The sequence below is a fragment of the Chryseobacterium daeguense DSM 19388 genome, assembly GCF_000430825.1.
GTDB lineage: Bacteria > Bacteroidota > Bacteroidia > Flavobacteriales > Weeksellaceae > Chryseobacterium > Chryseobacterium daeguense.
Genome location: NZ_KE387263.1, coordinates 123,191 through 137,303, shown reverse-complemented (window position 1 = coordinate 137,303; position 14,113 = coordinate 123,191). Strand labels below are relative to the sequence as shown.

At 36.3% G+C, this 14,113-nt stretch carries 14 protein-coding genes; 7 read left to right on the top strand and 7 right to left on the bottom strand.

The window, feature by feature from the left end:
- Positions 1 to 5: 5 nt before the first annotated feature.
- Both H560_RS0120090 and H560_RS0120085 read right to left on the bottom strand, forming a co-directional pair.
- A complete protein-coding gene (locus H560_RS0120090) occupies positions 6 to 608 on the bottom strand; it encodes an HPP family protein (protein ID WP_027381632.1) in 603 nt (200 codons plus the stop codon).
- Complete coding sequence (locus H560_RS0120085; protein ID WP_027381631.1) at positions 605 to 1,507, bottom strand: arginase family protein; 903 nt, start codon at positions 1,505 to 1,507, stop codon at positions 605 to 607. The genes H560_RS0120090 and H560_RS0120085 overlap by 4 nt, the downstream gene beginning before the upstream one ends.
- 168 nt (positions 1,508 to 1,675) lie before the next feature.
- Here H560_RS0120085 and H560_RS0120080 point away from each other — a divergent pair, with 168 nt between their 5' ends.
- From H560_RS0120080 to H560_RS0120055, 6 genes are all read left to right on the top strand, one after another.
- Positions 1,676 to 2,008: a single-stranded DNA-binding protein gene (locus tag H560_RS0120080; protein ID WP_027381630.1), complete on the top strand. Its 333-nt coding sequence runs from the start codon at positions 1,676 to 1,678 to the stop codon at positions 2,006 to 2,008.
- A gap of 13 nt (positions 2,009 to 2,021) precedes the next feature.
- On the top strand, positions 2,022 to 2,477 hold the full coding sequence (locus tag H560_RS0120075) for an HRDC domain-containing protein (RefSeq protein WP_081414018.1): 456 nt from the start codon (positions 2,022 to 2,024) through the stop codon (positions 2,475 to 2,477).
- A gap of 150 nt (positions 2,478 to 2,627) precedes the next feature.
- Positions 2,628 to 3,980, top strand: coding sequence for a histidine--tRNA ligase (hisS, locus tag H560_RS0120070; protein WP_027381628.1), 1,353 nt, complete (start codon positions 2,628 to 2,630; stop codon positions 3,978 to 3,980).
- 24 nt (positions 3,981 to 4,004) lie between these two features.
- Positions 4,005 to 5,135: a chromate efflux transporter gene (gene chrA / locus H560_RS0120065; protein ID WP_027381627.1), complete on the top strand. Its 1,131-nt coding sequence runs from the start codon at positions 4,005 to 4,007 to the stop codon at positions 5,133 to 5,135.
- Between the two features lie 6 nt (positions 5,136 to 5,141).
- Positions 5,142 to 5,789, top strand: coding sequence for a GNAT family N-acetyltransferase (locus tag H560_RS0120060; protein ID WP_027381626.1), 648 nt, complete (start codon positions 5,142 to 5,144; stop codon positions 5,787 to 5,789).
- Between the two features lie 37 nt (positions 5,790 to 5,826).
- The gene (locus tag H560_RS0120055; RefSeq protein WP_081414017.1) at positions 5,827 to 6,624 is read left to right on the top strand and encodes a class I SAM-dependent methyltransferase; all 798 of its coding nucleotides are present in this window, start codon (positions 5,827 to 5,829) and stop codon (positions 6,622 to 6,624) included.
- 57 nt (positions 6,625 to 6,681) lie between these two features.
- Here the strand turns inward: H560_RS0120055 and H560_RS0120050 are convergent, their stop codons facing one another.
- The 3 genes from H560_RS0120050 to H560_RS0120040 all read right to left on the bottom strand — a co-directional run bounded on the left by H560_RS0120050 (position 6,682) and on the right by H560_RS0120040 (position 8,877).
- Positions 6,682 to 6,936, bottom strand: coding sequence for a YtxH domain-containing protein (locus H560_RS0120050; protein WP_027381624.1), 255 nt, complete (start codon positions 6,934 to 6,936; stop codon positions 6,682 to 6,684).
- Between the two features lie 95 nt (positions 6,937 to 7,031).
- The gene (locus tag H560_RS0120045; protein WP_027381623.1) at positions 7,032 to 7,874 is read right to left on the bottom strand and encodes an isoaspartyl peptidase/L-asparaginase; all 843 of its coding nucleotides are present in this window, start codon (positions 7,872 to 7,874) and stop codon (positions 7,032 to 7,034) included.
- A 115-nt stretch (positions 7,875 to 7,989) separates the two neighbouring features.
- Positions 7,990 to 8,877 (bottom strand): cyanophycinase, encoded by an 888-nt coding sequence (locus tag H560_RS0120040; RefSeq protein WP_034753436.1) that lies wholly within the window; start codon positions 8,875 to 8,877, stop codon positions 7,990 to 7,992.
- A 201-nt stretch (positions 8,878 to 9,078) separates the two neighbouring features.
- Here H560_RS0120040 and cphA point away from each other — a divergent pair, with 201 nt between their 5' ends.
- A complete protein-coding gene (gene cphA / locus H560_RS0120035) occupies positions 9,079 to 11,706 on the top strand; it encodes a cyanophycin synthetase (protein ID WP_027381621.1) in 2,628 nt (875 codons plus the stop codon).
- 162 nt (positions 11,707 to 11,868) lie between these two features.
- On the opposite strand, the gene H560_RS0120030 is transcribed toward cphA, so the two are convergent.
- Together H560_RS0120030 and H560_RS0120025 are read right to left on the bottom strand one after the other, a co-directional pair.
- Positions 11,869 to 13,056 (bottom strand): hypothetical protein, encoded by a 1,188-nt coding sequence (locus H560_RS0120030; RefSeq protein WP_027381620.1) that lies wholly within the window; start codon positions 13,054 to 13,056, stop codon positions 11,869 to 11,871.
- 209 nt (positions 13,057 to 13,265) lie between these two features.
- Entirely contained in the window at positions 13,266 to 14,099 is an 834-nt protein-coding gene (locus H560_RS0120025) for a type 1 glutamine amidotransferase (protein WP_027381619.1), read from the bottom strand.
- Positions 14,100 to 14,113 lie beyond the last annotated feature (14 nt).

Here is a 14,113-nt window from a genome sequence, read left to right as displayed (position 1 = left end):
ATTTTTTACTTTTTCATTTTGTGTATATGTTCGTGTTTTTTCTTTATTAACTTTTTTAATCTGCTGTGAGTGGGGTAGCTTCTGTTTGAAGTAATATTATTAAAAAATAATGCCACGATCAGCAGAATGATACAGCCCGAAAGGACTGGTGAAATTACATACCAATATCCTAATTCAGGGATTTTTCCCGTAGAGCTTACAGCAATCAGTGCGGTTGCGCCGCCGGGAGGATGTAAAGTTTTCGTGTATTGCATCAAAACGATAGAAAATGCTACAGCTAAAGGAGCGGAAAGCCAAATAATATCAGGTACAATTTGATAAACCGTAACTCCTACTAGGGCTGAAATAACATGTCCGCCAACTAAATTCCGGGGTTGGGCCAATGGGCTCTGGATAGCACCGTAAATCAAAACAGAAGATGCCCCGAAAGAACCGATCAGAAATATATTTTCCGTTGCAGAAAGGGTATGCGACTGGATGAATGCAATAATCCCAATTCCAAAAAAAGCACCCAAAAATGACCAGAAATGTTCTTTATAATCTACCAGGGTTTCTTTATAGATCACATATTTTGAAACTCTGAACGTTCTTTTTATTGCCTTCTTCATTGGATGTTGTTTATAATTTTAATCATATTATCTATAAAAGCTTTAGTATATTCACCTTTTGGATCATAATCCGGGTCAAGAATAGTAATCTCAATTCCGAAACATTTTTCACTGTGAATTAATGGTTGTAGAATTTCTTTAAGATTGTTGTAATCAATTCCGTCCTCCATTCTGCTGTCAACACAAGGCATAATTTTATCATTTAAAACGTCGACATCGAAATGGATAAAAAAACCATCTAAATTTTTTTCATCAATTAAACTCAAAAACTCCCGGGATGTTCTTCCAAAACCATTTTTCCGCAACTGATATAAATCAAAATAATGAATACCGGAATTAATAATTTCATTCACATATTCTTCATCATCAGTTTCGGCGTTACCGACACAGAAAATATTTTCTTCAATAAAATAAGGCTTTAATTCGTTAATATTAGTTAGCCTTTCATGGCCGGCACCGGAAACTATGGCGAGATCCATTCCCGCGGCACCGCCGCTCGGAGAGAGGTTTGGACGGATATAGTCTGTATGGCCGTCAAGGTAAAAAAGCCCGAAATTTCCCATTTTTCTCAGGGCAATTGCGGTTCCGATTAGAATACTGCAATCTCCGCCAAGCATGATATGAAAAGCTTTTTTCCTTGAATTATTAAGGATAAGGTCCGCTTGTTTTTTTGCATATTCAATGATTTGGTCTGGATTTTTTACACCGGTTTCCTCATCGAAATTCATTATATAAGCAGGAGATTCAAGCTTAAAAATATTTTTAGGATTAATTCTTTTATGAAAATCAAATTTCCTTAGCCAGTCCGGAAGTTTTTTTACTCCGGGCTCAATTTCATGATCTTTCTTTGTAAGCCCCAGATTAAAAGGAAATTCAAAAATAATTATATCCTTTTCCATATTTTTTATTTGATCAAAGATACGAAATTATCCGTTTGCAAACGACTACAAATGAATTTAAATAGTTTGTTACCGACTTTTATTTCAGTTTTCAACAATCTTTGCAATAGAGATTTGAGAAAACAGTGAGCGTCTCACATCTGATTATTTAACTTAAAAAATTTAATTATGTCACTAAGAAACAAAGTAACATTAATAGGTTACACAGGAAGAGAAGTAGAAATGGTAAACTTCGAAAACGGAAATGTAAAAGCCAGCGTATCTTTGGCTACAAGTGATCATTACACCAATGCAAAAGGTGAGAAAGTGGAAGAGACACAATGGCACAATCTGGTTGCTTTTGGGAAAACAGCGGAAATTTTCCAGAAATATGTTACAAAGGGTAAAGAAATCGCCATTGAAGGTAAGCTGACGTACCGGTCTTACGATGATAAAGATGGCGTGAAGAAGTATATAACGGAAATAAGAGTGGATGAAATTCTTCTGTTAGGAAGCAAATAAATAAAAAACACAAATGATGAAAGTAAAAGTTTTTAAAATACGGCTGTCGGAAGATTTTCTCTATGAAGATCAAAGAACTCTTGACTCTTTTTTAGAGTCACACGACATGATAAAAGTGGAAACGGCTTTTGTAGAAGATGAAAAATACTGGTCGGTTGTGATGTATTTTGATGAGTTAAAGCTGGTGCAGAGTACCGTTAAAGATTCTAAAAACACAAAATATTCTGCAGAAATTGATGATTTGAATTTTGATGAAGAGAAAATTTTATCTGCATTAAAAGAGTGGAGATCGGAAAAAGCGAAAGAGCAAAACCTTCCTTCGTATTTCATTGCTACCAATAAAGAGCTGATGTCTGTGGCAAAATATAAACCTGCCAGAAAAGAAGAATTGCTGGACATCAAAGGCTTTGGAAAACATAAAATTGAAAATTATGGCGAGGAAATTCTTGAGATTTTAGAAAATATCTGATTTTTCAGGTGGCTTAAAATACAAATAGTGAAGAAAGATGATAAGCTGAAGAAGATTCTTTTTCAGCTTATTCATTTGGCCGAAAAGTCCGCTCAATTCCTTATTTTTGCAAGACTTATACATATTAATCATCATTTATCAATTATAAAAATGAAGCCAAGCTTAGCGAAAGGAACGAGAGATTTTACAGCATTAGAGGTTGCAAGAAGAAGATTTATCATCAATACACTGCAGAAAAACTTCGAATTATTCGGGTTCCAGCCATTGGAAACTCCGAGCTTTGAAAATCTTTCCACATTGACAGGAAAATACGGAGAGGAGGGAGATCGTTTGATTTTTAAGATTTTAAATTCAGGGGATTATACTTCAAAAGTAAATCAGGAAGACTGGGAAAATAAAAATCATCAGAAACTGACTTCTCAAATTTCGGATAAAGCCCTTCGTTATGACCTTACCGTACCTTTTGCAAGATTTGTAGCGATGAATCACGGACAGCTTACTTTTCCATATAAGCGATATCAGATTCAGCCGGTATGGAGAGCAGATCGTCCGCAGAAAGGGCGTTTCAGGGAGTTTTATCAATGTGATGCAGATGTTGTGGGTAGCGAAAGCTTATTGCAGGAGGTTGATTTAATTCAATTATATCTAAAATCATTTGATGATCTTAAGCTTTCTGTCAAAATACATATAAATAATAGAAAAATTCTTTCAGGATTAGCTGAATATGCCGGAATTACAGATAAGCTGATTGATTTTACCGTTGCTCTTGATAAGTTAGATAAAATTGGTAAAGACGGCGTTGTAAAGGAGCTTTTAGAAAGAGAAATTTCTCAGGATTCTATTGACAAGCTGGACTTCCTGTTCAATCAGTCGGATGATGCCCTTGCAAATCTTCTTCAGTTGAAAGAAAAATTTGCAGGAAATGAAATCGGACTGAAAGGTGTTGAAGAACTGGAAATTGTTTTAAAACAATCTATTGATCTTGGTGTTGAAAGTAAAAGTCTTGTTTTTGATATTACATTGGCCAGAGGATTAGATTATTATACAGGAGCCATTTTTGAGGTAAAAGCTAATGGCGTTCAGATGGGTTCCATAGGCGGTGGCGGAAGATATGACAACCTTACGGAAGTTTTTGGAGTGAAAAATATTCCTGGAATCGGAATTTCTTTTGGCCTGGATAGGATTTATCTGGTTATGGAAGAGCTTGGCCTTTTCCCGGAAGAAGCAACTTCAAAAGTTGAGTATTTATTCGCTAATTTTGGTGGTGATGAAACTTTGGAAGCTTTAAAATTAATCAGCCAGTTAAGGAAAAAAGGAATTTCTGCAGAAATTTACCCTGAAAATGCCAAAATTGGAAAACAATTTACATACGCAGAAAAGAAAGGAATTAAAAACCTTGTTTTCTTAGGTGAAGAAGAAATTAAAAATAAAACAATTACTTACAAAGACCTTGAAGCAGGAGAGCAGAAAACGGTTTCTTTGGAGGAGTTTTTAAATAAATAATAATTATAAGAATTCTGTAGTATGATGAAAAATACAGAAGACTTAAAAGATATAGCCAAGCTTTTTCTAAAATTAGGAATTATTGGCTTCGGTGGACCTGCTGCACATATTTCTATGATGCAGGAAGAGGTTGTAACCAAAAGGAAATGGATGGATCAGCAGCATTTTCTTGACCTCATCGGTGCTACTAATTTAATTCCCGGACCCAACAGCACAGAGATGGCAATCCACATCGGACGGGAAAAAGCAGGCTGGAAAGGATTATTAACTGCAGGAATCTGTTTTATTCTTCCTGCAGTTTTTATTACAGGGATTTTTGCCTGGTTGTACAAAGAATATGGGCTTTTGCCCGAAGTTCAGCCGTTTATTTATGGGATTAAACCGGCAATTATTGCTGTTATTCTTGGAGCAATATTTCCCTTGGCTAAAAAGTCTGTCAAAACTTCGGCTTTAGCTGTTTTGGGAATATTGGTGCTGGTGGGATCATTGTTGCAGTATAATGAAATTTATCTGTTATTTGGATCGGGGGTTATTGCTGTTCTGGTATTTTTAGTTAAGAAAAGAAAGTCAGAAGACTTCAAAAGTTTTATTCCGTTAATAATCTTACAGGAGCCTGCAAATGATTTCTTTTCGGCGGCAAATATTAAGCTTTTTCTTATTTTCCTGAAAGTAGGTGCGATTCTTTATGGAAGTGGATATGTACTGTTCGCGTTTCTTGATGCAGAACTTGTTTGTACAGGATTAATGACAAGGAAACAACTTATTGATGCCATCGCAGTAGGGCAGTTTACGCCCGGACCAGTATTTTCATCAGTAACTTTTATAGGATATCAAATCAATGGCTTTGCAGGTGCGGCATTGGCCACTGTCGGGATTTTTTTACCTTCATTTTTGTTTGTAGCTTTATTGAATCCTTTGATAAGAAAAATGAGAAATTCAGAATTATTCTCAGTGTTTCTGGATGCAGTAAATGTTGCTTCTGTTGCAATAATTATTTCCGTATGCATCAATATGGGAATTGATACTATTACAGGTTGGCGTACCATACTTATTGCTGTCGTATGTGTTGCTTTAAGTTTTGGATTTAAGAAAATAAATAGTGCGCTGATTGTTTTGGCCGGTTCTGTGATGGGATATCTGCTAACCTTTGTGTAATTATTAATGGGAAAAGAAATTTCACCGGATATAATTGAAACATGGCTTAAAGCATGGTCTTTGTCAAGAGAATTACCTCCGCCTGTCCGTTATGAATCAGGATTTATGGTTGATGTAGGGTACGAAAAGCAAAAGAAGCGTTACGTATTTCCTAAAGTTAATGATGACTTTTTACAATTAACAAGAACAATTAATGAACCCTGGGTATTTTTAAAGGTTTGTGGTTCTTTCAATGAGTTTAAGGCTGATCTTTCAGAAAATTGGATTCTACAGCCGCAAGGCTATATGATGTTTTGTTTTAAGCCAATGATTTTTCCGGATATCATGCTGCCGGATGAATATATTTTACGGTTTCACCAATATGGATCTACTTTCGTGGTAAGCATCGTTACAAAGGATAGTGGTGAGGTAGCGTCGGAAGGCAGGGTTATAATTGCTAATAATTTAGCGGTTTATGACAGAATTTCAACAGCGGCAATTCACAGAAGAAAAAGATTGGCTACTTTTTTAATCAAAGAACTTGAAAAAATAGCGCTTTCAAAAAATGTTTCCAATAATTTTTTAGTAGCAACTGAAGAAGGCCGATTATTATATGAATCTTTAGGCTGGGAGCTTTATAGTCCTTATACTTCAATCGTTATTTCGGGTGATTAGAAATTAATTCCTATTTTTAGATCACAAAATTAAAACTATGGAGAATTATCTTGAAGTCAATAAAAAGACATGGAATACTAAAGTAGATCCAAATTTGAAATCCGATTTTTACTTCGTGAATGAATTTCTGGAAGGAAGAACTTCTCTCAATTCTATTGAACTTGAGCTATTGGGAGATATTAGAGACAAAAGCATTCTGCATCTGCAGTGTCATTTCGGTCAGGATTCCATTTCGTTATCAAGAATGGGAGCGAAAGTTACCGGAATAGACTTGTCTGATAAAGCCATTGAAGCGGCAAAAGATCTTGCCCAAAAATGCAGTACGGATACGGAATTCATTTGCACGGATTTATATAATCTGCCCAATGTTTTAGATGAGAAATTTGATATTGTTTTCACAAGCTATGGTACTATCGGCTGGCTTCCGGACCTTGATAAATGGGCGAAGATCATTAATCATTTCCTTAAATCCGGTGGAAAATTTATTATGGCAGAATTTCATCCGGTTGTATGGATGTTTGATGATGATTTTACAGAAGTTAAGTATAATTATTTCAATGAAAAGCCAATCATAGAAACTGCTGAAGGAACTTATGCTGACCGATCGGCAAACATTGTTGATGAATCCATCACCTGGAATCATCCTCTGGCAGATGTTATTCAGAATTTAATTCAAAATCATATTCAGATAGAAAATTTTAAAGAATTCGACTGGTCGCCATATCCATGTTTCAGGCATATTGAAGAATTTGAAAAAGGAAAATGGAGAATAGAAAAGTTTGGGAACAAGATACCCATGGTTTATGCCATTAAAGCACAAAAAAAGTCATCGTAATTAAAACTACGATGACTTCTTTTTGTTATATATGAATGTTAAAATAAACTAGTCTGGTTAAACAGTTTCCTGCGCTTTATTTACAGAATCCTGTGCTTTGTTTTTAAATTCATCAGCTTTCTCCTGAACTTGGGATGCAACAGTGTTGGCTTTATCTTTAAGATCATTTCCCCACTTATTTAAATTATCTTTCGCATTGTTGATCTTATCTTTTACAGCTTGTTGTTCCTCAGGAGATGAGTTTTTGTATTTCCAATATGCTAATGCTCCTAAACCAAGTAGTGCTAATAAGCCTTTTGTTTTATTTCCCATGATTTCTATATTTTAAGTGATTAATAAATTTCTTGTTAGTAATCATGTAAAATGTGTGCCAAAAAATTGAATGCTATTATAAATTAATGTTAAAATTATTTGAAAACTTCAAAATTTTCACCATCAAAGCTTGCAAAAACCATTGTAGGATAAGAATCCTGATGATAAATATTCCCGTTTTTGTCAATAGCAATAGCCCCGGCAAATCCGTCGATAGTCTTTAATTCATCAAATGTTTTTGTAAAAGCATTTTCTAAAGACATTCCGTCTGTAACTCTTGTTACTATTTTTGCTGCTGTGGCATTGCTTACAATATCTTCACCCACTCCGGTGCAGCTTACGGCACAAAAAGAGTTGGCATAATTTCCTGCAACGGTTGCAGAATCAGAAATTCTTCCCGGAATTTCGAAGCCTTTTCCTCCTGTGGAAGTGGCAACAGCCAGTTTTCCATCTTTATCAATCGCTACACAGCCTACGGTTCCTTTTCCTCCGTTATTTATTTTTGCTTCATATTCTTTTCTTCTTTGGGGGATTTCAGTTGAAAAGCTTTCAAATCCGTTTTCGGTGGCATATATTTTCGCACCATTTCCACCAAGGACTCTGTCGTCTTCATGAACTAAATCCTTCGCAACAAAAATCGGGTTTTTTACATTTTCAATATTAATAACGCCACTCATTTTTTGAGTTTCCCCATTCATGATGGCTGCACTCATTCTGATTACGCCATCTCTTTGGATTTGGGAACCAATTCCGGCATTGTACAGAGGATCATCTTCCAGAAGAGAAACTGCATAGGCAGCAGTATCAAATGCTGAATGAGACTGCATATATTCAAATGCCTTTTGTGCAATTGCTTTTAAAGATTCATGCTTGGCAATTTTTACTTCCTGGCTCTGGTCGCTTTCTGAGAAAAAACCGCCGTGTATGATTAATTTCATAGTTTTAAAAGTTATGAGTTGTAAGTTATAAATTATAAGTTCTTTGTTACGCTGAATTTAAAATTTAATTTAAAAAAAATAAAACTCATAAGTAATAATTCATAACTCAAAACTCTTATCTGTCTTGTGGAATTGGATTAAATTGTGAATTCTCGATGGTTAAGGTCTTTGTTATCAAATCATAATGATCATTCATTGACATTACATGAACCGTTAAGTTATCAATAGAAATAGGCTCTCCCAAATTAATATTGGTAAGGTTGGTATCTTTAATAAACCTTCCGTCAACCAAAATTACAAGTCCGGAACCTACGGCTGTCATTACATCGTTATGGATAAAAAGCCCGGTGTCTTCTCCCAGCCCGATTCCCAGCGTTCTCGGATTGTTCACCACAGCCTGGAAAAGCCTTCCGATTCTTCCTCTCTGTACGAAATGGGTATCAATAATAACGTTGTCAATTAGGCCTAAACCCTGCGTGGTTTTGATTTCTCCTTTCAGCAAAGCTTCAGAGCTGCTTCCCTGATAAATCATATTTTCTGACGCGGCAGCTGCCCCGGCTGAAGTCCCGGAATAGATAAAATCCTGCTCCTGATATTTCAGCAAAATAGTGTCGTGAAATCTTGTTCCGCCAAGAATTGAGGTTAATCTCAGCTGGTCACCACCGGTAAACATCACTACATCTGCTGCATTGGCTCTTGCTACCATTGCATCAGAATTGGCTTCTTCACGGTTGTGAATATCTAAAATATTGACATTTTTAGCACCCAGAAATTCGAATGCTTTTTTATATTCAGTTCCTACAATCTGAGGTATTTGTGAGGCGGTTGTAATAATTTCGATCACAGAATCTTCCTTATGTTTAGATTCGTTGATGATCTTTCTTAAAATTCCTCTTTCAAAAAAGTTGAGATTTTTTTCAATGTTCTGATCAAAATCTGTTTCGGCAAAGCTTCCTTTGTTTACGGCTCCTCCGATGACAATTAATTTTCCAACGGGTTTCATCATAGTGTGCAAATTTAAAAAATAATTAACAGTTGGCGAAATTCATGCCATATTTAGATTGATTCTGAGTATTTTAGAAATGATGATAAATTTCAGCTCTTTTTTAATAAATCTTTAAATGTGGTATAGTTTCGTTTAGGGTTTTACATTATCTTTGATTTAAATGAAGATATCGTTAATTATAAAAAATGCAAATAGAATATGAAAATTGAAAAGATACAGGCATTGCGTGGCCCGAATATTTGGAGTATCAGAAGGAAGAAGCTGATACAGATGCGGTTGGATCTTGAAGAGATGGAAGATTTTCCTACCAATAAAATAGAGGGTTTCCGGGAAAGAATCGAAAAGCTGATGCCTTCACTTTATACTCACAGATGCTCTGAGGGGGTACATGGCGGTTTTTTTCACCGTGTGGAAACCGGAACGTGGATGGGGCATGTGATAGAGCATATTGCACTGGAAATTCAGACCCTGGCCGGTATGGATGTGGGTTTCGGAAGGACACGTGAAACTAAAACTCCGGGAGTTTACAATGTAGTTTTCAATTATCTTGAAGAAAATGCAGGAATTTACGCAGCGGAAGAATCCGTAAAGATTGCTGAAGCCCTTATAAAAGTGGAAGAATATGATTTAAACGCCTGCATTCAGAAATTAAAAGAAATCAGGGAAAGGGTTCGTCTGGGCCCTTCAACCGGAAGTATTGTTGAGGAAGCAGTTTCCAGGAAAATCCCCTGGATAAGATTGGGAACCAATTCTCTGGTACAGCTTGGTTACGGTGTGAATCAGCAGAGATTCCAGGCGACAATCACAGGAAAAACAAGCTCAATTGCCGTAGATATTGCCTGTAATAAAGAATTGACGAAGAGAATGCTTCACGATGCAGCAATCCCTGTTCCGATAGGTGATCTGGTAACCCATGAAGAAGAGCTGGATGCAGTGATCAGAAAAATAGGCTATCCTGTTGTTATCAAACCTCTTGACGGGAATCACGGAAAAGGCTCATCCATCAATGTAAATGATTGGGAAGCCGCAAAGATTGGGCTGGAACATGCTCAGAAATATTCCAGAAAAGTAATTGTTGAAAAATATATTACCGGATATGATTTCCGGGTATTGGTTATTGATAATAAAATGGTAGCCGCAGCCAGAAGGGTTCCCGCCCATGTTGTAGGAGACGGCGAACTGAATATTCAGCAATTAATCGATAAAGAAAATAAAGATCCGAGAAGAGGCTACGGCCACGAAAATGTTTTAACCGAAATAGAAGTCGATAAAGACACCATGGAGCTTCTCGAAAAACATCAGTACACTCTTGAAACAGTTCCTCAAAAAGGGGAAGTGGTTTATTTAAAATCAACAGCAAACCTTTCTACAGGAGGTACTTCCATTGATGTTACAGACATGATCCATCCGGAAAATATCACGATGGCCGAAAGGATTTCAAAAATCATCGGTCTGGATGTGTGCGGAATTGATATTATGGCTGAAAACTTAACTCAGCCCTTAAAAGAAAGCGGCGGCGCAATTATTGAAGTAAATGCGGCTCCCGGTTTCAGAATGCACCTGGCTCCAAGTGAAGGATTACCGAGAAATGTAGCGGCTCCGGTCGTAGATATGCTGTATCCACCCGGAAAGCCTTTCACCATTCCAATTATTGCGGTTACAGGGACAAACGGGAAGACTACCACAACAAGACTTATCTCTCATATTGTAAAAAGTAACGGTTACAGGGTTGGTTTCACAACTTCAGACGGAATTTATATTCAAAACACCATGCTGTCAAAAGGGGATACCACAGGCCCGCTTTCCGCTGAGTTTATTTTAAAGGATCCAACGGTGGAATTTGCCGTTCTGGAAACGGCAAGAGGAGGTATTTTACGCTCAGGTCTTGGCTTTTCTCAATGTGATATCGGTGTTTTAACGAATATTGAAGAGGATCATTTGGGAATGAATGATATTCATAATCTTAAAGACCTTACAAAGGTAAAAAGGGTTGTTCTGGACAGTGTAAAAAAGAATGGCTGGAGCATCTTGAATGCAGACAATGAATATTCTATGAAGATTGTAAATGACCTTGATTCTAAGGTAGCCATCTTTAGTATGGATGAAAATAATCCTCATATTCAGAGCTTTGCAAAAGAAGGAAGGATTACCTGCGTTTATGAAGAAGGTTTTATTACGATAAAAAAAGGCGACTGGAAGATCAGAATAGGAAAAGCAAAAGATTTCCCTATTACTATGGAAGGGAAGGCCAAATTCATGATCGAAAACGTACTGGCGGCAAGTCTTGCCTGTTATCTTTACGGTTTTGGAATTGAAGATATTTCTAATTCTTTGAGAACGTTTATTCCAAGCGCACAGCTTACGCCGGGAAGACTAAATGTTTTTAAGTTTAAAAATTTTAAAGTTTTAATAGACTTTGCACATAATCCGTCCGGTTATCAAGCCATTGAAGACTACTTGAAAAATGTGGAATCCAACAAAAAAATAGGTATTATTTCCGGAGTGGGAGACAGGCGTGACAATGATATCAGGGAGTGTGGAAAAATCGCCGGCAGAATGTTTGACCATATTATTATAAGAAATGAAAAACACCTTCGCGGGCGAACAGAAGAGGAAATTAACGGACTGATCATCGAAGGAATGCAGTCTTCGGGGAAGAATATCAGCTATGAAATTATCCCTAAAGAAATTGATGCCTTAAAGCATGCGATGGGTATGGCCGAAGAAGGAACTTTCATCACCGCTTTAAGTGATGTAATTTCAAATGCTATTGATCTTGTACAGGAATATCAGGCGAGGGAATTGCTTGAGGATGATAAGATATAATATCTAGTAATTTCGGCGGTTTTGTCAAAGACAAAACCGCCGAAATTTTTTTAAATAGATGCTTCGACTTCGCTCAGCATAACATCTCTAATACTAACTGTTTTTCATTAGCGACTCATTTTTAGCAATGTCATGCTGAGCGAAGTCGAAGCACTTATTTATTTATTTTTCTTCCGCGAAAAACGCATTAGAACTCCCGATCCATATCGCATCTTTCTTGTTAAAATCTACATTTACCATGGCGGCTTTTGTCATTCTTCCGAGATTTTCCAGGAGGATTGGACGTTCATCATTTTCACGCCAAATATACAACAATCGAATTTCTGCTTTTGAAAATTCACCGTTAATATCTTCAAAAATGGGTTCATAGGTTACTTTTCTCTGCAGGATATAATTTTCTTTGTCTTCAATAGCATCCGTAATTTCTTTAGTCGGGTTTAAATTAACTCCACTTCCCGCAAAAGAAAATAAGGGTTTTAATACAAAGTTTTCAAGATTTTCGTTTTCCGGAAATTCATGTAAAAAATAGCTCTTCGGGACAAACTGATGCTGAAGAAGCGGCAACAAAAATTTGGATATTTTAAAAAACCAATTAGGATGCGTAACCCATGTCACATCAATATCCTCACGGAAATCAAACTCTGTTTTAAGGTCAGGAATTCTGTCTAATTCATCAAAAATTACACGGTTGTAAATTCTTTTAACTTCAGTTAATTTACCGTCATTTTCATAAAAGAGTTTTTTGCCTTCTTTCTTTAGCTTGGTAAGACAAACCGTTTTTATTCCCAATAACTTTTCAGTTAAAATAAAATCAATTAAGGTTTTTTGTTTTTCGGGATAAATTTCAAGAAGAATAACATTTTCAGGATTTTCTTTACCTATAATTAATTCTTTCAAATAATTTTTAAAGTCTTCATGCGGCATTTTATTCCTGATTTCGGAAAGAAAAGGATACACTTCACAGAATGCATCTTCAAAAACTTTCTGAAAAGCATATAATGAAGGGAACGCTTGCAGCTCAATTAGTTGTGGTTCTATTTCCCCGTTTTCACTTTTACAGATTCCGAAATCTATGGTGAAAAAGTGGGGTTTTTCTGTGTCGTTCGGAACCCTGCAGTTATCTGGAATCGCTTTCTGAAGAGTTTTAGAAGGTAAGGCTTTGATCTGGTCAATAATGCTTTCGCTGGCGTCAATTAATTTTGATTCAAATTCTTTGGTTAAAAAAAGTGGACTTTCAGAAATTCTGAAGCTGGGTTCCAGACCTCCTTTCTGCTTTAAAATTTCCTTAAGCTGATTATATTTTTCCTGCGAAAATTCTTGGTTAAATTGTTTTCTGTATTTTGAAATCATATTCTTTTTCTTTGTGGTTTTAAAAAATCGGACAAGTTTTTGCCCGATTTTGTTTATTGTTTAAGTTTTTACTTTAATACCTCCATGATAGTGCAACAAGTGACGGATGCTTCGACAGGCTCAGCACGACAACACTAAACTAACTCCTAAAGTAACAGCATATTTGTAACGGTGTCATGCTGAGCGAAGTCGAAGCATCTTTATTCAATTTAAGCCATTTCTTTTGTGTGCTTCAAAACGTTTTTTTTTGCCAGCTGCAAAAATCTCGGAAGAATCTGTGCCTGGGTCAGGATAATCTTGTCTTCATCATCCATTCTGTCGATGGTTTCAAGGTATTTTTCCATTCCGAAATTTTCGATCATGGCTTCCTTGTTTTTTTCATCTTTCAGATTTTCTACCATACCTTCAGGATTGGCCTCCGGGTGGAATTGTGTTCCGAAGATTTCCTCAGAAAAACGGATCGCCATCACGGCTCTTTCAAGATTAATATGCGGACGGAATTTTTCAATCGCAACGATTTTCATCCCAAGCTCTTCGAAACGTTCATGATTCGGCTCTATAAACTGAAAAGCTCTTGAATCTACCGCATAGAAAGGATCCGGAAGGTTTTTAAATAAAAATTCCTTTTCTCCTTCTTCTGTTTTATGAACCGGCATCACCCCAAAAGAATATGATTTTCTTTTGCAGATATTACCAAGCTGCCAATGAATGCTTGCCAGCTGGAATGAATGACAGATTAAAAACAAATATTTTTTGTCGTCACTGTATTTATTATGTTCAAAAACCTGATCCAGAAATGATGCAAATTTATCTTCCCATTCGAGACCTTCTCTGTGTGGATTTCCAGGGCCACCCGATGAAATGAAGATGTCAAAATCTTCAATATCCGGCATTTCATTTTTATATCTTACATCAAAAGTTTTGATGATTACATTTTCTTCAGAGTTGAGCTGAAATGCTTCGGAAATTTCTTTTATGTTCTTAAAGCCTTGATTTACATGATTGTTGTTCATGTCCAGCAAAGCGATTCGAATGTCTTTCATACTACTTCATATTT